A 17219-nucleotide genomic window follows, 5' to 3' on the forward strand; every position below is an offset into this window, starting at 1 on the left:
GCGCCGCTCATGCCTGCACCAGCACGCCGTCGGCCGCGCGCACGCCCTGGCCTGCGGGCAGCACGAACAGCGGATTGATCTCGGCTTCGAGCACGCGCTCGCCCAGCTGCGCGGCCATGGCCGAGAAGGCGACGATGGCGTCGATCAGCGCCGCCACATCGGCCGGGGGCCGGCCGCGAAAGCCGTCAAGCAGCGGCCAGGTCTTGAGTTCGCGCGCCATGGCCAGCGCATCGGCGCGGGTCAGCGGCTGCAGCCTGCCGCCGTCGCTGGGCAGCAGGCGCAGCGTGGTGTCCTGGAACAGCTCGGCCGTGACGCCGCCCATGCCCAGCAGCACGGCCGTGCCCAGCGCGTCGCGGTGCAGCCCCAGGATCAGCTCGGTGCCGCCGGCCACCATCTGCTGCACCAGGAACTGCCCCACCTGCACGCCGGCCTTGGCCTGCACCTCGCCGGCCATCTGCGTGAGCCGCGCGCCAATGGTCTCGGACGTGAGGCCCACGGCCACGCCGCCGACATCGCTCTTGTGCGTGATCTGCGCCGACAGGATCTTGAGCACCACGCGCCCGCCCAGTTCGCGCGCCGCGGCGACGGCTTCGTCGGCCGTGCGCACCACGCGCTCGGCGGCGCAAGGCAGGCCGAAACGGCTGAACAAGGCCTTGGCCTGGGCTTCGTCCAGCGAGCCGCGGGGCAGCGCGCCGGTCTCGACGGGCGCCCTGGGCTCGGCAGCTGTCGCGGCTTCGAAGCCGCGCAGGCGCAGCATGCCGGCCAGCGCCGCGCTGCAGCTTTCGGCCGCGGCAAACGCCGGCACGCCGCGCTGCGTCAGCAGCGCGCCGATCTCGGGCGCATGCGGGCTCACATAGGCCAGCACCGGCTTGTCGGAATGCGGCAGGCAGTCCTGGATGGCGCCGGCCAGCAGTTCGGGCATGGCCAGGCTGGACGAGCCGACAATGATGATCAGCGCGTCGTAGCTGGGGCTGGCGAGCAGCGCGGTGATCGCGCCGCGCAGCAGGTCGGGCCGCAGTCCGGCCAGCGTCACATCGATGGGGTTGCGGTCCAGTACGGCTTCGCTGCCGGTCTGCAGCGCGCGCAGCGCATCGGCCGTGGCCGCGTCGGGCGCCGGCGTCTCGAAGCCGGCCACGCCCAGGTCGTCGGAGACCAGCGTGCCGGCGCCGCCGGTGGAAGTCAGGATGGCGACGCGCCGGCCGCGCAGCACGCGGCCCGTGGCCAGCGCCGCGGGAATGTCCAGCAGATCGGCAAAGCTCTGCGCGCGTATCACGCCCACCTGGCGGAACAGCGCGTCGTACATGCGGTCGGCGCCGGCCATGGCGCCGGTGTGCGAGACCGCGGCCTGGGCGCCGGCCTCGGAGCGGCCGATCTTGAACGCCACCACGGGCTTGCCGGCGCGCGCCGCCTTGAGGCAGGCGGCGCGGAATTTCTCGGGATTGCGCACGGTCTCCACATACAGCGCGATGACCTTGGTTGCCGGGTCGTCGGCCAGGTGATCGATGAAGTCGGCCAGTTCCAGATCGACTTCGTTGCTGGTGGAGATCAGCTTGGACAGCCCTATGCCGCGCGCCGCGGCGCGAGACAGCAGCGAGCCCAGGATGCCGCCGCTTTGCGACACCACGCCTATGCTGCCCACGGGAAACTCGTCCATTTCCAGCGCGCCGGAGGGCGAGAGCACGATGCGGTCGGTGAGATTGACCAGGCCGATGGTGTTGGGGCCGAGCAGGCGCATGCCGCCCGCGGCCTCGATCAGCTGCTGCTGGCGGCGCGCGCCGTCGGCGCCGGTCTCGGTATAGCCGCTGGCCAGCACGATGGCGGCGGCGCAGCCGCGCGCGGCCAGCTCCTTGACCGCCTGGTGGGCGCGCTCGGCGCCCAGCAGCACCACGGCGACATCGGGCACTTCGGGCAGGGAAGCGATGTCGGCGTAGCAGGGCAGGCCGTCGATTTCCGCGACCTTGGGGTTCACGGGCAGGATGCGGCCCGCGAAGCCGTGTTTGCGCAGATAGGCCACGGGCCGGCCCGCGGTCTTGCGCGGATCGGCCGAGGCGCCGATGACGGCGACGCTGCGCGGCGACAGCAGCTTGGCGATGGCGTGGTTCATGGCATCACTCCTTGGCGGCGGTCTTGGCGAGAAAGGCCTCGACCGACGCGCGGTGCTCGCTGCTGGTGTAGCAGATGCCCTGGGCCTGGCTGCCCTGGGCAAAGACGTCGTGCGAGGACAGCTCGAAGCTCTGGTTGAGAATGGTCTTGGTCAGCGCCAGCGCCGTCGCCGATGCGGCCGAAAGCTCCCGCGCCCAGGCCTGGGCGTCGGCCAGCAGCGTCTCGGCGCCGGCCTGGCGGTCGACAATGCCCAGCGCCAGCGCCTCGTCGAGCTTGACCTGGCGGCCCGTGAAGATCAGCTCCTTGGCCTTGGCCAGGCCGACGCGGCGCGGCAGGAAGTACATGCCGCCGCCATCGGGAATGATGCCGCGCAGCACATAGCTCCAGGCAAAGCTGGCCCATTCGCTGGCGATGACGAAGTCGCAGGCCAGCGCGGTGTCCGCGCCCAGGCCCGAGGCCGCGCCGTTGACGGCGGCAATCACCGGCTTGGGCATGGTGTGCAGCAGGGCCTGCACATGGTGCACGCGCTGCTGGCGCTGCCAGCCGTTGAAGCCGACTTCGCCGGCGGGCGCGTTCATGCGCCGTTGCATGCCGGCAATGTCGCCGCCCGCGCAAAAGCCTTTGCCCGCGCCGGTGAGCACCAGGGCCTTGACGGCCTTGTCGGCCGCGACGCGCTCGAGCGCGTCAATGAACTCGGTGCGCATGTCGTCGCTCATGGCGTTGCGCTTGTCGGGCCGGTTCAGCGTGATGGTGGCCACCGCGTCGGTGACCTGCAGTTGGATCAGGGAGTAGTTCATTGTGTTTTCCAGGGGCGACGGCCGCAGCCGCCATCAGTCGGGCTTGATGTTGTTGTCCTTGACGATCTGCGCCCAGCGCTTTTCCTCGGCCTGCACGTAGGCGTCGAGTTCCGCGGGCGGGCCGGCGTTGATCACCAGGCCTTCGTGTTCGAGCTTGCGCACGAAGTCGGGCGCGCGCGCGGCCTTGCGCGCCGCGGCGTTGAGCCGGTCGATGACGGCGGCGGGCGTGCCCGCGGGCACGTACAGTCCGTACCAGCTCTCGACGCGGTAGCCGGGAACGCTGGCGGCAATGGCCGGCACGCCCTTGAACGCCGCCGAAGGCTCGAGCGTGGTCACGCCCAGCGCGCGCAGCTTGCTCGGGGCGCCGTCATTGCCGATGAAGGTCGAGACCGCGGCGGCGGTGGCAAACATCATGTCGACCTGTCCGCCCATGAGATCGGTCAGCGCCGGGCCCGCGCCGCGGTAGGGCACATGGGTCAGCTTGACCTTGGCCAGGTTGGCGAACAGCTCGCCGGCCAGGTGCGCCGAAGTGCCCGCGCCCTGCGAGGCATAGGTCAGCTTGTCGGGCTGGGCCCGGGCCGCGGCCAGCACGTCGGCCACGCTCTTGTACGGGCTCTCGCTGCGCACCACCAGCACGTTGGGACCGCGCCCTATCAGCACCACGGGCGCAAACGCCTTGTTGCTGCCGTAGGGCAGCTTGGGCTGCAGCGCGGGGTTGGTTGCATGCGCAAACGAGGCCACGACCAGCGAGTAGCCGTCGGGCGCGCTCTTGGCGATGTTGTCGGTGCCTATCATGGTGCCCGCGCCGGGCTTGTTCTCCACGATCACCGGCTGGCCCAGGTCCTTGCCCATCTCCGCGCCCAGCGTGCGCGCGATCAGGTCGGTGCCGCCGCCGGGCGCGAACGGCACGACCATGCGCACCGGCTTTTCGGGAAAGGCGGCAAAGGCACTGGCGGCGCCCGCGAGGGCGGCAATGAATGCCATGGATCTCGCGCCGCGGCGGGCGATGGAATGAAGCATGTCTGTCTCCTGGTGTTCTTGCGGTGCTGGACCGAATCTGTTGTGCCACGCCTGCATCCGTTGCCGATGCCGGTCTGCGCCAGCTTAGGGGAAGCGGCCTTATTTGTGATCCCTCCAGTTCCAACAGGTGGAATTGCGGGCGCCGCTGGCGTGCGAGAATGTCCGCTTGTTTTCCCGCCAAGGACGCCCATGGACCCGGCCCGCTCAGAAATCCTGCATGACAAGCCCGGACAGTCGCCCGCGAACCGCTCGCTGGAGCGTGGCATAGAGATACTGCGCGCCTTCCGCCCCGGCTCGGAGCTGCTGGGCAACGGCGATCTGGTCGAGCGCACGGGGCTGTCCAAGGCCACGGTGAGCCGGCTGACGCAGACGCTGGTGGGCGCGGGCATGCTGCAGGTCGATCAGCAAAGCCGCGCCTATCGCCTGGCGCCCGCGGTGCTGAGCCTGGCGCATGCGATGCGCACCGGCTCGAGCGTGCTGTCGGTGGCCGCGCCGAGCATGCGCGCGCTGGCCGAAGGCCACAGAATCAATGTGGGCCTGGCCTGCCCCGACCGCGATGAAATGGTCTATCTGGAGTCGATACGCTACAGCCGGCGCATCGTGCTGCGGCATGTGGTGTCGGGCCAGCGCGTGCCCATGGAGCTGACGTCCCTGGGGCGCGCCTATCTCGCGGTCGCGCCCCAGGCCAGGCGCGAAGCGTTGCTGGCGCGCTTTGCGCAGCGGCGCGCGGCGCAGTGGCCGGCGCTGCAGGAGGAAATCGCCCGGGCGGCGCAGTCGGTGGCGACGCGCGGCTTTTGCGCCGCGGCCTGGCAGCCCGAGGTGGTGGCGCTGGCCACGCCGCTGGTCACGGCCGACGCGGTCTATGTGCTCAACTGCAGCCTGTCCACGGCCGAGCCCCTGGCCCAGGTGGCCGAGGAGCTGTGCGCGCCGCTGCTGCAGCTGCGCGGCGAGATACTGCAGCAGCTGGACGCGGCCGCCGCCCCCTGAAGGGCGCGGGCACTCAGCGCTCGATGAAGCAGTTCAGCCGCGTGAGCGTTGCATCGACCCAGGCGCGGTCCAGCGTGCCGGCTTCGATGTCGGCCACCATGCGGGCTTCGACTTCCTGCTTGGCGCGCGCCGCGGCCAGCAGGGTTTCGACCTGGTCGAACGGCACGCACAGCAGACCGTCGCCGTCGCCTATCACCAGATCGCCGGGCTCGATCACCATGCCGTCAATCGCAATCGGCACATTGATCTCGCCGGGGCCGTCCTTGTAGGGGCCGCGGTGCGTGACGCCGGCGGCAAACACCGGAAAGTCGCGCTCGGCAATCCAGTCGGCGTCGCGGATGGCGCCGTTGATGACGATGCCGCCGAGCTTTTGCCGCATGGCGTCGCCGGTCATGATCTCGCCGATCAGCGCATTGGTCAGGTCGCCGCCGCCGTCGACGACGATGATGTCGCCGGGCACGGCCAGCTGCAGCGCCTTGTGGATCATGAGGTTGTCGCCGGGCCGGGTCTTGATGGTCAGCGCCGGGCCGGCCATGCGCGCGCTGCGGTGCATGGGACGCAGGCGCGCTCCCGCGGCCGTCATGCGCGCCATGCAGTCGCTGACATTGGGCACGGGCACGTCGAGGAACTGGCGCGCGAGCGCGAGGTCGACAGCGCGGCGGCGCTGGAGAATGCGAAGTCCTATCATGAAATCTTTCCTCTAGGGTGTCGGGCTCAGTCGGCCTTGGCGCCCGAGCGCTTGACCACGGATTCCCACAGCGGCAGCTCCTGGGCGATGAATCGGGTGAAGCTTTCGGGCGTGCCGCGGCTGTCGGTGGAGCCCATTTTTTCCAGGCTGGCGCGCACCTCCTTGGCGTCAAGCACGGTGTCGAGCGCCTGGCCCAGGCGCTGCACCAGCGCCGGCGGGGTTTTGGCCGGCGCGAACAGGCCGTACCAGTTCTCGGTCACGAAATCGGCCATGCCCAGCTCCTTCATGGTCGGCACGTTGGGCAGGCTCTTGGCGCGCTGGGCGCTGGTGGTGGCCAGGGCCCGCACCCGGCCCGAGGCGAGCTGCGGCACGATCACCGAGGTGGTCTCGAACGCCATCTGCACCTGGCCCGAGACCACGTCCTGCATGGCCGGGCCCTGGCCCTTGTACGGAATGTGCACGACATCGATGTTCTGCTCGAGCTTGAGCAGCTCGCCCATCAGATGCTGCGGGCTGCCGCTGCCGCCCGAGGCATAGCTGAACTTGCCGGGGTTCTTCTTCACCAGCTCGACCAGCTGCTGCAGGCTTTGCGCCGGCACGTTGGCATTCACATAGAGCACCAGCGGCACCGAGGCCACCTGGCCTATGGGCGCCAGGCCCTTGACCGGATCGACGCGCAGCTTGTAGAGGTTGCGGTTGATCGCCACGCCGGTGTTGTTGCCCAGCAGCAGCGTGCAGCCGTCGGGCGCGGCCAGCGCCACCTGTTCGGTGCCGATGTTGCTGCTGGCGCCGGCCTTGTTCTCGACAATCACCACCGTGCCCAGTTCCTTGGACAGGCCCGGCTGTATCAGCCGCGCCAGCAGGTCGGTGGTGCCGCCGGGCGGATACGGCGAAACCAGCTTGATGGTGTTGCAGGGGTAGGCGGCCTGGGCGCTGGCCGCGCCGCAAGCGGCGGCCAGCGCCGCGCAGGCGGCAAGGGTTGAAAGAATGCGCACGGGTTTGTCTCCTGTTCTTATGGTCTGGGCTCGGGCTTGTCAGGCGTTGAGCGGTGAGTCGGCCGCGCGCTGCAGGCTGTGGTAGTTGAACTGCTTGCGCGCCTCGGTCAGCGGCGTGCCGGCCAGGGCGCTGGCGAGAATCTGCTCCTCGACCACGCGTGTCGCCAAGGCCTTTTGCAGCACTTCCTGCAGCCGCGCCCGCGCCACCACCACGATGCCGTCGGCGTCGCCGACGATCAGGTCGCCGGGGCATACGCGCACATCGCCCAGCGACACCGGCTGTTCATAGGCTTCGACCTGCACCCGGTCCTTGCCGGTGCGCATGAAGCGGCCGTTGGCGTACAGCGGATAGCCCGCGGCGTCGGCCTCGGCGGTGTCGCGGCATACGCCGTGCACCACCGTGCCCGCCAGGCCCTTGTGCGCCGCCAACTGGCTCAGAATGCCGCCCCAGACCGTGCAGTCCAGGCGCCCGCCGTTGTCGAGCACGGCCACGGTGCCGGGCTGCAGCGTGTCGATGAAGTCGCCCACGGTGCCGGGCGCGGCGCGGTCTATGGGCGCGAAGCGCACGGTGAAGGCCAGGCCGAACAGCTTGGCTGGACCGGCAATGGGTCGTATGCCGAACGCGCTGCCGGGCAGCTTCAAGGCGTCGAGGGCGTCGGATATTTCGGCGGTGGACAGGGTTCTGGCCTGTTCAAACCAGTCGGTTTGGGTGATGTCGGTGTTCATGAACAGGATCATGAAGCACTGAATATCTGAATGCAATTGCTGAATTTTGAATTAATATTCAGAAATTATGAATCTAAGACAGCTGCGCTATTTCTGTGAAGTCGTCGAGGCCGGCAACGCCCGCGCCGCGGCCGAGAAGCTGTTTGTCGCGCCCACGGCAATCAGCATGCAGATCAGCCAGCTGGAAACCCTGCTGGGCGGCGCGCTGCTCGACCGCGCGAGCCGGCCAATGAAGCTCACGCCGCTGGGCGAGTTTGTCTACCCCAAGGCGCGCGAACTTCTGCTGGCCAGCAGCCGGCTGGAGTTCGAGGCCAAGGGCATGGCGGCCGGCAAGCTGGGCTGGCTGGGCATAGGCTTCACGCGCTCGACGATCTTTTCCATCCTGCCCGAAGCCGTGCGCGCAATGCAGTCGGCCTATCCCGACGTGCGCGTCGAACTGCTGGAGATACTGACCGAGGAGCAGCCCGCGGCGCTGCGCAGCGGCGCCATCCACCTGGGGATTGCGCGCAGCCTGGGCGCCTTCCCGCGCGAGCCCGATCTGCACTACACCGAGCTGTTTGACGACCCGCTGGTCGCGGCGCTGCCGGCCCAGCACCCGCTGGCGCGGCGCGCGGCGCTGGTGGCCGCCGATCTCGAGGCGCTGCCGTATGTGAGCTATCCCAAGGTGGCCAACGCCCACTTCTCGCGCCAGGTGCTGAGCATCCTGGCCCAGGCCGGCGCACGCGTCCAGGTCGGCCATGAAGCCAAGGAGATCCACACGGCGCTGGGCCTGGTGGCCGCGGGCCTGGGCACGACCATCGTCGGGCGCAGCGTGGCGGCCAACAACCGCACCGACCTGTGCTTTGTGCCGATTGCGGACCTGCCGCAGCAAAGCCAGGTGCTGGCGGTGCGCAAGGCCGGGCCGGCCCATCCGCTGGTGGCGGCGTTTCTGGCCAAGCTGGGCGAGCAGGTGCCGGCGCCGCCGGCTTGATCAGCCGCGGCGCGCCGGCGCTTTCGGCGGCCGGGCCCGCAGCCAGGCGATGGCTTCATCGACCATGGGATGGTGGCGCCGGGTGCTCCAGACCGCGGCCGCGGTCACGACCATGATCTTTTCGTGCAGCGGCCTGACAACCACATTCTCGGGGGCGAGCTTGCGCATGGCCGCGGGCACCAGCGCGACGCCCTGGCCGCAGCTCACGTAGGCAATCTGCGAGGTCACCGAGCGCACCTCATGCAGCACGCGCGGCGCGAATCCATGGCTGCGGCAGATGCTGGTCAGCAGATCGAAATACACCGGACTGACCTGGCGCGACGACATCACGAGCTGCTCGGTATCGAGCGCCTTCAGGCGTATGCGCGGCTTGGCGGCCAGCGCGTGGTCCCTGTGCAGGGCCACCGCCAGCCGGTCTTCGGCCAGTGGCAACGTGGCGATATCGCCACTGATTTCACCGTCGAGCCGCACAAATGCCAGGTCGAGCTCGCCGGCTTCGAGCGCCGGCACGGCGTCCACGCTGTCGATCTCCTTGACGAAAACCGTCAGCTGCGGGTGCATGCGTTTCAAGGCATCGAGCAGCGGCGGCACGGCATCGAGCATGGCCGAAGTGATAGCGCCCACATGCAGCACGCCGCACTGGCCGGCCACGACTTCGCGCACCACGCGTTCGAGCTGCTCGGCCTGGCCGACGAACTGGCGCACCGCGGGCAGCAGCGCCGCGCCCGCGGCGCTGAGCTGGGTGCCGCGGCGCGAGCGCTCGAACAGCTGCAGCTTGAGCGACTGCTCGAGCACCTTGATCTGCTCGGTCAGCGGCGGCTGCGACATGTTCAGCCGCTGCGCGGCGCGGCCGAAGTGCTGCTCCTCGGCGACCGCCAGGAACATCCACAGCTGGCGTATCAGGCGAAAGTCTATGGTCCCGGTCATGCGCGGACTCCTTGAAGGGCGGGCGCGCCATCTTAGCGCTGATCCGATTTTTGTATCACAGCCATAGCAAGTTCGGAATTTACATATCAGTGCGCCGGCCAGACCATGCAGGGGTTCTTTCACGAGACCTCCACCATGTCCTCATCTTTCATTCTCGAGCGCCTAGCGGCGTTCGACACCAACACGGTTTCCGACGCTCTGGATTTCCTCGGCCTGGCCGGCGCCACCTACGGCCTGCGCCCGCTGTGGGACTGTCCGAAGATAGTCGGCCGCGCCTCGACCATACAGCTAGGCCCCAAGCGGCAAGCCCAGCCGACGGTGCATCTGATCTCGCCGGTGATAGACGCCGTGACCAGCGACGAGCGCGTGCTGGTGATTGCCGGCGGCGCCGAGGGCATTTCCTGCTGGGGCGACATCCTGGCCAACGCGGCCGTGGCAAGGAAGGTGCGCGGCTCGGTGATCGACGGCCTGAGCCGCGACATCGAGGGCAGCGAGTCGGTCGGCTACCCGGTCTACGGCCGCGGCGTGACCATGATCAGCGCGCGCAACCGCGTGATCCAGATCGATTCGGGCCGCCCGGTGCAGATGGCTGGTGTCACCGTGCATGAGGACGACTACGTGATTGCCGACCGCTGCGGCACGGTGTTCGTGCCCGCGGCGCGCATCGACGAAGTGCTTGATTTGGCCGCGCGCATTGCGCGCCGCCAGGACGGCATGGTGGCCGCGGTGCGCGCCGGCCGCTCGGTGGCCGAAGTCATGCACGACAAGGAATTCGAGGCCATCGCCATCGCGCAGGAGAGCCGCAATGCATGACGACGCCCAGCGCGCGCAGCGCACCCTGAACCGCTTCCTCGCCGAAGCCCGGCCCTCGGCCACCTACCAGGTGATGGACCGCGTCGCGGCGCGCCGCGCCGCCGGCCACGCGGTGATCTCGCTGAGCGCGGGCGAGCCCGACTTCGACACCCCGGCCCATGTGCGCGCGGCCGGCATTGCCGCCATCGAGGCCGGCCAGACGCGCTACACCCAGGTGGCCGGCCTGCGTGCGCTGCGCGAGGCGATTGCCGCCAAGTTCGCGCGCGAGAACGGCCTGAGCGTCGACTGGCGCGACACGCTGGTGTGCAGCGGCGGCAAGCAAGTGATCTTCAACGCGCTGGCGGCGACGCTCAACGCAGGCGACGAAGTCATCGTGCCCGCGCCGTACTGGGTCAGCTACCCGGAAATCGTGCAGCTGTGCGGCGGCCAGGCCATCACCGTGGCCTGCGGCGCCGACAGCGGCTTCAAGCTCACGCCGCGGGCGCTGGCCGCGGCGATCACGCCGCGCACGCGCTGGCTGATCCTCAACTCGCCGTCCAATCCTACCGGCGCGGTCTACAGCCGTGCCGAGCTGCAGGCGCTGGCCGAGGTGCTGCTGGCCCATCCCCAGGTGCTGGTGCTCAGCGACGACATCTACGAGCACCTGATCTTCGACGGCCTGGAATTCTTCACGCTGGCCCAGGTCGAGCCGCGCCTGCAGCCGCGCGTGCTGACCATGAACGGCGTCTCCAAGGCCTATGCGATGACCGGCTGGCGCATAGGTTTCGGCACCGGGCCGCGCTGGCTGATCGAGGCCATGGAAAAGCTGCAAGGCCAGCAGACCTCGGGTGCCTGCACGATTTCCCAGCATGCGGCGCTGGCCGCGCTGACCGGGCCGCAGGATTTCATCCGCGATTCGCGCGCGGTGTTCGAGCGCCGGCGCGACATGGTGGTCGAGCTGCTGAACCAGGCGCCTGGCCTGCACTGCGCCGTGCCGCAGGGCGCGTTCTATGCGTTTGCTGGCTGCGCCGGCCTGCTGGGCAAGACCACGCCGGCCGGCACCACGCTGCACAGCGACGAGGATGTGGTCAACGCGCTGCTCGACGAAGCGGGCGTGGCCACCGTGCATGGCAGCGCCTTCGGTCTGGGCCCGTACATCCGCATTGCCTATGCGCTCGATGATGCGTCGCTGCGGCGTGCCTGCACGGCGATCCGCACGTTCTGCGCGGCGCTGACGGGCTGAAGCCGCGCGCAGCCTTCACGCTCCCAGCCACTGTCCCTCGGGCCAGGCGCCGGCGTCTATGGTCAGGCGCGCCTGCTGCACCAGCAGATCGATGGCGCAGCGCACATGGCGCGGCGTGGGCCGGTGCAGCGGCAGGGCCAGAACGATGGTGCGGCGGATTCCGGGCGCGGCCAGCGGCGCGCCCTTGAGCTTGCCTTCGCGCAGGTCGTCGGCCACGGCAATCGGCGGCAGTATGGTCAGGCCATGGCCGCCCAGCACCAGGCTGCGCTGCACGCTCAGCGCATTGGTCTCGGCCGACAGCTGCAGCGTGACGCCGGCAAGCACGCAGGCATGCTCGACCAGCGTGCGCAGCCCGTGCGGCGCGCTCGGCAGCACCATGCGCTGCGCGGCCAGCTCCGCCAGGGCGACGGGCCTATCGGGCTGCAGCGCGCTGTGCGGCGGGCCTATGACCCACAGCGCTTCCTCGACCAGCGGCGTGGTCTGGATGTCGGGTGAGCGCTCGGCGCCGTAGAGCAGGGCGGCGTCGACTTCGCCCGAAGCCAGCCATTGCATCAAGGTGCCCGCATAGCCCACGGCAATGCGCACGCGTATGCCCGGATGGGCGGCGGCCACGGCCGAGACCAGGGCGCTGGACAGCAGGTCGACGGTGCTGGGCAGCAGTCCCAGGGTCACCAGACCGCTCAGGCCGCCCGCACTGCGGCCGCTGAGTTCGGCGCGCGCGCGGTCGAGTTCCAGCAGCGCGCGGCGCGCATAGCCCACCAGCGCCTGGCCGGCTTCGGTCAGCGCCATGCCGTGGCGCTCGCGCTCGAACAGCGGCGTGCCCATGTCTTCCTCGAGCAAGCGGATCTGGCGCGAGACCGCGGGCTGCACCAGGTGCAGCAGCTCGGCCGCGCGCGTCACGTTGCCGGTCTCGGCCACCGTCAGAAAGGCGCGCAGCTGCTTCAAGTCCATGGCGTATGTCCCATCAGAAAGCGTGATTGTGGAATGCTGAAATTCTATTTGAGATTGCTTGTCATCAGATTTTATTATTTCCATATTCCAACCACTTCAAGCACTTCCCATGAACTCCCACCCGGATACGGCGCCTGACTGGCAAAAAGCCGTCTTCAATGTTCTCAAGGCCGGCGGTGTGCAGCAGATCGCCTATGTGCCCGACGCCGGCCACTCGCATGTGATACGCAGCGCCATTGCCGATCCCGACATCACCGACGTGGTGCTGACCACGGAAGAAGAGGGCGTTGCGCTGTGCAGCGGCGCCTGGCTCGGCGGCCAGCGCGCGGTGCTGCTGATGCAAAGCAGCGGCGTGGGCAACTGCGTGAACATGTTCTCGCTGCTGCAGTCGGCCGACCTGCCGTTCTTCACGCTGGTGACCATGCGCGGCGAGTACGCCGAGTTCAACCCCTGGCAAAGCCCCATGGGCCAGGCCACGCAGGCCGCGCTTGAATTGATGGGCATACAGGTGCTGCGCGCCTCCAAACCCGAGGAAGTCGAGGAAATCGTCAGCGCCGGCTTTGACGCCGCGTTCGAGGTCGGCGCCAAGGTGGCCGTGCTGCTGGGACAGGAACTGATTGGCCGCAAGAAGTGGGAGCGCAAGTGATGAACCGCAAGCAATTGACAGCGCGCGCCGACCGCCGCGCCTTCGTGGCCCAGCTGATCGCGGCCACGCCCGAGGCGCTGATCGTCTCCGGCCTGGGCTCGGCGTCCTATGACGTGTTTGCCAGCGGCGACCGCGACAAGAACTACTACCTCTGGGGCGCCATGGGCGGCGCGACTTCGCTGGGCCTGGGCCTGGCGCTGGCCCAGCCCGACAAGCCGGTGGTGGTGATCACCGGCGACGGCGAGCAGCTGATGGGCATTGGCAGCCTGGCGACGATTGCCGCCAAGCAGCCCACTAATCTGACCATCGTGGTGCTGGACAACGGCCACTTCGGCGAGACCGGCATGCAGCAAAGCCATTCGAGCCTGGGCACCGACCTGGTGGCCGTGGCCAAGGGCTTCGGCATTGCCGACGCGTTCTCGGTCGACAGCACGGCGGCCAGCGCCGAGATCGCCCAGGGCATCAATGCGCGCCAGGGAACGCGTTTCGTGCAGGTGTTCATCGCGGCCGACGAGCCCGAGCGCGCCTTGCCGCCGCGCGACGGCCCCTACATCAAGAACCGCTTTCGCGCGGCCCTGGGCCTGAAGCCTTTCTGAGCCCCGTGTCCGGTGCCTGGCTTGCCGGGCGCCGCCTGTTCTTCTTTTTTGCGAGTTCCCCATGCAACGCTATTCACTGCGCATCAACGGCCAGGCCTGCGCGCCCCAGGGCGGCGCCTGGTTTGCGAGCCAGAACCCCTATACCGGGGAAACCTGGGCCGAGATCCCGCGCGGCGATGCGCGCGATGTCGATGCCGCGGTGCAGGCCGCGCATGCGGCGCTTACCACCGGCCCCTGGGCCGAGCTCACGGCGACCCAGCGCGGCGCGCTGCTGCGCACGCTGGGCGATCTGATTGCGCGCGACGCCGCCAAGCTGGCAGCCACCGAAGTGCGCGACAACGGCAAGCTGTTTGCCGAAATGAGCGCCCAGCTCAACTACCTGCCGCAATGGTTCTATTACTACGGCGGCCTGGCCGACAAGGTGCAGGGCAGCACGCTGCCGCTGGACAAGAAAGGCTATTTCGCCTTCACCCGCAACGAACCCGTGGGCGTGGTCGCGGCGATCACCCCCTGGAACTCGCCGCTGCTGCTGCTGGCCTGGAAGATCGCGCCGGCGCTGGCCGCGGGCTGCACCGTGGTCGTCAAGCCCTCGGAGTTCACTTCGGCGTCTACGCTGGAGCTGGCCGAGCTGTTCGAGGAAGCGGGCTTTCCGCCGGGCGTGTTCAACGTGGTCACGGGCTTTGGCCAGGAAGTGGGCACGCCGCTGGTCGAGCACCCACTGGTCAGCAAGATCAGCTTCACGGGCTCGGACGCCACGGGCCGGCTGATCAACGAGCAGGCCGCCCGATTGCTCAAGCACACGGCCATGGAGCTGGGCGGCAAGTCGCCCAACATCGTGTTTGCGGATGCCGACCTCGACCAGGCGGTGTTCGGCGCGATCTCGGGCATCTTCGCGGCCACCGGCCAGACCTGCATTGCGGGCTCGCGCCTGCTGGTGCAGGACAGCATCCACGACGCCTTTGTCGAGAAGCTGCTGGCCGTGGCGCGCAGCGCGCGCATGGGCGACCCCATGCACCCCGACACCCAGGTCGGCCCCATCACCACCGAGCCGCAATACCGCAAGGTGCTTGACTACATAGCCATCGCGCGCAGCGAAGGCGCGACCGCGGTGCTTGGCGGCGCCAAGGGCGAGGCGCCCGGCTGCGGCAAGGGCTGGTTCGTGCAGCCGACGATCTTCACCGGCGTGCGCAACGACATGCGCATCGCGCAGGAGGAAGTCTTCGGCCCGGTGCTGTCGGTGATCCGCTTCCAGGACGAAGCCGACGCGCTGCGCATTGCCAACGGCGTGCGCTTCGGCCTGGCGGCCGCGGTCTGGACCGGCGACATTGCGCGCGCGCTGCGCATGTCCGAGCGGCTGCAGGCGGGCACGGTGTGGATCAACACCTACCGCGCGGTGAGCTTCATGGCGCCGTTCGGCGGCTACAAGGACTCGGGCCTGGGCCGCGAGAACGGCAGCGACGCGATCCGCGAGTACCTGCAGACCAAGACGGTATGGATCAACAGCGGCGCGGTCACGGGCAATCCGTTCGTGCTGCGCTAGGCGCAGCTGGAGATCAGACAGACAGAAATTGAACGTTGTACGCCCGGTTCTTGATACTTTAGGAGTTCGCATGCACCACGCTTTCGCCACGACCGCTCTCACGGCCGCCCTCCTGCTGTCCGCCGCAACGCCGGCCCAGGCCCAACTCACCGGAACGCTGCAGAAGATCAAGGAGTCGGGCGTCATCCAGCTCGGCGGCCGGGATGCGTCCTTTCCGTTCTCCTACAAGGTGCACTCGACCGGCCAGCCTATTGGCTTTTCCGCCGACCTGTGCGCCAAGGTGGTCGACGCGGTCAAGGCCAGGCTGGCGCTGCCCCATCTCAAGGTCGAGTACACCATGGTCACGCCGACCAACCGCATTGCGCTGGTGCAAAACGGCACCATAGACCTCGAGTGCAGCACCACCACCAACACCGCGGCGCGCGCCCAGCAGGTGGAGTTCGCGCCCACGCATTTCGTCGCCAGCGTGGCCGTGGCGGTAGGCGCCAAATCGGGCATGGACAACCTGGCCCAGCTGGACGGCAAGACCATTGGCACCGTCGCCGGCAGCACCTCGATCCAGCTGCTGCGCGGCTACCGCAAGAGCGAGAAAGTCACGTTCAACGAACTGTCGGGCCGCGACACTTCGGACACCTTCCTGCTGCTGTCGTCGGGCCGCGCCGCGGCCATGGTGCTCGAGGACGTGCAGCTGGCCGGCCTGATCGCCCAGTCCGGGCAGCAGGCCAACTACCGCATTCTTGCCGAGCGCCTGCGCGACGAGCCCTATGGCTTCATGTACCGCAAGGACGATCCGCAGTTCAAGGCGCTGGTCGACGAAACCCTGACCACGGCCATGAAGAGCGGCGAGATCGACCGGCTCTACACCAAATGGTTCCTGCAGCCGGTGCCGCCGGCCAATGTCAACCTGAACCTGCCGATGTCGCCGGCGCTGAAGAACGCCTACCAGAACCCAGGCAATCGAGGCATCTGAGACGCGAGAGCGGTTTTTTCGCCCCGGCAAAGAGCGCACAGAACGCTCTTGCCTCAACCCCAATGGAGACAAGCCATGCACCGTTCCTCTCGCCGCCTGCTGCTGCAGGCCAGCGCATCGTCCCTGCTGGGCCTGGCCATCAGGCCGGCCCTGGCCCAGCCCGCCGCCGCGACGCTGCCCAAGGGCAACATCACCCTGGTCGTGCCGTTTGCCGCGGGCGGCGCCACCGACGTGGTCTCGCGCCTGGTGGCGCAAAAGCTCGGTGAGCGCATACAGCGCACCGTGGTCGTCGAGAACATCGGCGGGGGCGGCGCCACCATAGGCGCGGCCAGGGTCGCGCGCGCCGCGCCCGACGGCCATACGCTGCTGATGGGCACGATTGCCACGCATGTGATCAATCCGCTGTCCATGGCCCAGCTGCCGTACAACGCCCAGACCGGCTTCACGCCGATCTCGCTGATCGCCACCGTGCCCAATGTGCTGCTGGTCCACCCCTCGGTCAAGGCCAGGAATGTGCAGGAGCTGATCGCGCTGGTCAAGTCCCAGCCCGGCAAGTTCAGCTACGGCACCTCGGGCGTGGGCACGCCGCCGCATCTGTCGGGCGAGCTGCTCAAATCCATGGCGGGGCTGGAGATGGGCCATGTGCCCTACAAGGGCGGCGGCCCGGCCATGGCCGATCTCGTGGCCGGGCATATTCCCATCCTGTTTGACGTGCTCACCGGCGCGGCCGCGCATATCCGCGCCGGCGCGGTGCGCACGCTGGGCGTGACCACGCGCGAACGCGTGGCCTCGTTTCCCGAGATTCCCACCCTCGCCGAATCGGGCGTTGCCGGCTATGAAACCTGGACCTGGAATGCGATCTTCGGCCCGGCGGGCATGCCGCGGCCCCTGGTCGAGGAGCTGAGCCTGGCGCTGCAGGCCGTGGTCGCGCTGCCCGACGTGCAGGCCAGGTTGAAGGACCTGAGCGCCACCCCCGTGGGCTCCACGCCCGAAGCGCTGACCACGCTGGTCAGGACCGAGACCGACAAATGGCGCGCGGTGATCCAGTCGATAGGCGGGCTCAAGCGCGACTGATCGCCCGCGGCCTGGCGCAGGGGCTTGCGCCGGGGTCTGTGATGACAGGGGGAAAGCGTCTGCGGGGGACCTGGCAATAGCCTGCGTCCTACCCCCGGCGGTTTTCAGGTCGGCTGAAATGGCTTTGAGCACTTCGGGCAAATGACCCGGAGCGCATTCCTACCGGTGTTTTGCAAGGCGGGGATTGTGCGCGC

17 protein-coding genes are annotated in these 17219 nt (G+C 68.7%); 9 read left to right on the plus strand and 8 right to left on the minus strand.

Going from position 1 to position 17219, the window contains the following annotated elements:
• Positions 1-7: 7 nt before the first annotated feature.
• The 3 genes from ACSVDO_RS21755 to ACSVDO_RS21765 are packed head-to-tail and all read right to left on the minus strand — an operon-like array spanning position 8 to position 3920.
• Positions 8-2104, minus strand: a complete 2097-nt coding sequence (locus ACSVDO_RS21755; RefSeq protein WP_489597132.1) for an acetate--CoA ligase family protein — start codon at positions 2102-2104, stop codon at positions 8-10.
• 4 nt (positions 2105-2108) lie between these two features.
• Positions 2109-2900 (minus strand): enoyl-CoA hydratase/isomerase family protein, encoded by a 792-nt coding sequence (locus tag ACSVDO_RS21760; RefSeq protein ID WP_489597133.1) that lies wholly within the window; start codon positions 2898-2900, stop codon positions 2109-2111.
• A 33-nt stretch (positions 2901-2933) separates the two neighbouring features.
• Complete coding sequence (locus ACSVDO_RS21765) at positions 2934-3920, minus strand: tripartite tricarboxylate transporter substrate binding protein (RefSeq protein ID WP_489597135.1); 987 nt, start codon at positions 3918-3920, stop codon at positions 2934-2936.
• 189 nt (positions 3921-4109) lie between these two features.
• Here ACSVDO_RS21765 and ACSVDO_RS21770 point away from each other — a divergent pair, with 189 nt between their 5' ends.
• On the plus strand, positions 4110-4907 hold the full coding sequence (locus ACSVDO_RS21770; RefSeq protein ID WP_489597137.1) for an IclR family transcriptional regulator: 798 nt from the start codon (positions 4110-4112) through the stop codon (positions 4905-4907).
• A gap of 13 nt (positions 4908-4920) precedes the next feature.
• Here the strand turns inward: ACSVDO_RS21770 and ACSVDO_RS21775 are convergent, their stop codons facing one another.
• The 3 genes from ACSVDO_RS21775 to ACSVDO_RS21785 are packed head-to-tail and all read right to left on the minus strand — an operon-like array spanning position 4921 to position 7316.
• Entirely contained in the window at positions 4921-5595 is a 675-nt protein-coding gene (locus tag ACSVDO_RS21775) for an RraA family protein (protein WP_489597139.1), read from the minus strand.
• Between the two features lie 26 nt (positions 5596-5621).
• Positions 5622-6590, minus strand: coding sequence for a Bug family tripartite tricarboxylate transporter substrate binding protein (locus ACSVDO_RS21780; RefSeq protein ID WP_489597141.1), 969 nt, complete (start codon positions 6588-6590; stop codon positions 5622-5624).
• Positions 6591-6629: 39 nt separating this feature from the next.
• Positions 6630-7316, minus strand: coding sequence for an RraA family protein (locus tag ACSVDO_RS21785; RefSeq protein WP_489597143.1), 687 nt, complete (start codon positions 7314-7316; stop codon positions 6630-6632).
• 67 nt (positions 7317-7383) lie between these two features.
• Here ACSVDO_RS21785 and ACSVDO_RS21790 point away from each other — a divergent pair, with 67 nt between their 5' ends.
• Positions 7384-8286 (plus strand): LysR family transcriptional regulator, encoded by a 903-nt coding sequence (locus ACSVDO_RS21790; RefSeq protein WP_489597145.1) that lies wholly within the window; start codon positions 7384-7386, stop codon positions 8284-8286.
• Here ACSVDO_RS21790 and ACSVDO_RS21795 read toward each other — a convergent pair whose 3' ends face one another.
• Positions 8287-9213 carry a LysR substrate-binding domain-containing protein gene (locus tag ACSVDO_RS21795; RefSeq protein WP_489597146.1) on the minus strand — a complete coding sequence of 309 codons (927 nt, stop codon included), beginning with the start codon at positions 9211-9213 and terminating at the stop codon, positions 8287-8289.
• A gap of 135 nt (positions 9214-9348) precedes the next feature.
• Between ACSVDO_RS21795 and ACSVDO_RS21800 the strand changes: the two genes are divergently transcribed.
• Positions 9349-10026: an RraA family protein gene (locus ACSVDO_RS21800; protein WP_489597148.1), complete on the plus strand. Its 678-nt coding sequence runs from the start codon at positions 9349-9351 to the stop codon at positions 10024-10026.
• The gene (locus ACSVDO_RS21805; protein WP_489597150.1) at positions 10019-11248 is read left to right on the plus strand and encodes a pyridoxal phosphate-dependent aminotransferase; all 1230 of its coding nucleotides are present in this window, start codon (positions 10019-10021) and stop codon (positions 11246-11248) included. Before ACSVDO_RS21800 ends, ACSVDO_RS21805 begins: the two co-directional genes overlap by 8 nt.
• Positions 11249-11263: 15 nt before the next feature.
• Here ACSVDO_RS21805 and ACSVDO_RS21810 read toward each other — a convergent pair whose 3' ends face one another.
• A complete protein-coding gene (locus ACSVDO_RS21810) occupies positions 11264-12199 on the minus strand; it encodes a LysR family transcriptional regulator (RefSeq protein ID WP_332549474.1) in 936 nt (311 codons plus the stop codon).
• A 109-nt stretch (positions 12200-12308) separates the two neighbouring features.
• Between ACSVDO_RS21810 and ACSVDO_RS21815 the strand changes: the two genes are divergently transcribed.
• From ACSVDO_RS21815 to ACSVDO_RS21835, 5 genes are all read left to right on the plus strand, one after another.
• Positions 12309-12845 (plus strand): phosphonopyruvate decarboxylase, encoded by a 537-nt coding sequence (locus tag ACSVDO_RS21815; RefSeq protein WP_489597151.1) that lies wholly within the window; start codon positions 12309-12311, stop codon positions 12843-12845.
• The gene (locus ACSVDO_RS21820; RefSeq protein WP_489597153.1) at positions 12845-13441 is read left to right on the plus strand and encodes a thiamine pyrophosphate-dependent enzyme; all 597 of its coding nucleotides are present in this window, start codon (positions 12845-12847) and stop codon (positions 13439-13441) included. Before ACSVDO_RS21815 ends, ACSVDO_RS21820 begins: the two co-directional genes overlap by 1 nt.
• 61 nt (positions 13442-13502) lie before the next feature.
• Positions 13503-14981, plus strand: a complete 1479-nt coding sequence (locus ACSVDO_RS21825; protein ID WP_332538734.1) for an aldehyde dehydrogenase — start codon at positions 13503-13505, stop codon at positions 14979-14981.
• A gap of 70 nt (positions 14982-15051) precedes the next feature.
• Positions 15052-15951 carry an amino acid ABC transporter substrate-binding protein gene (locus ACSVDO_RS21830; protein ID WP_489597155.1) on the plus strand — a complete coding sequence of 300 codons (900 nt, stop codon included), beginning with the start codon at positions 15052-15054 and terminating at the stop codon, positions 15949-15951.
• 75 nt (positions 15952-16026) lie between these two features.
• Positions 16027-17025, plus strand: a complete 999-nt coding sequence (locus ACSVDO_RS21835; protein WP_489597156.1) for a Bug family tripartite tricarboxylate transporter substrate binding protein — start codon at positions 16027-16029, stop codon at positions 17023-17025.
• Positions 17026-17219 lie beyond the last annotated feature (194 nt).

Source organism: Comamonas sp. DB36 (assembly GCF_057914905.1).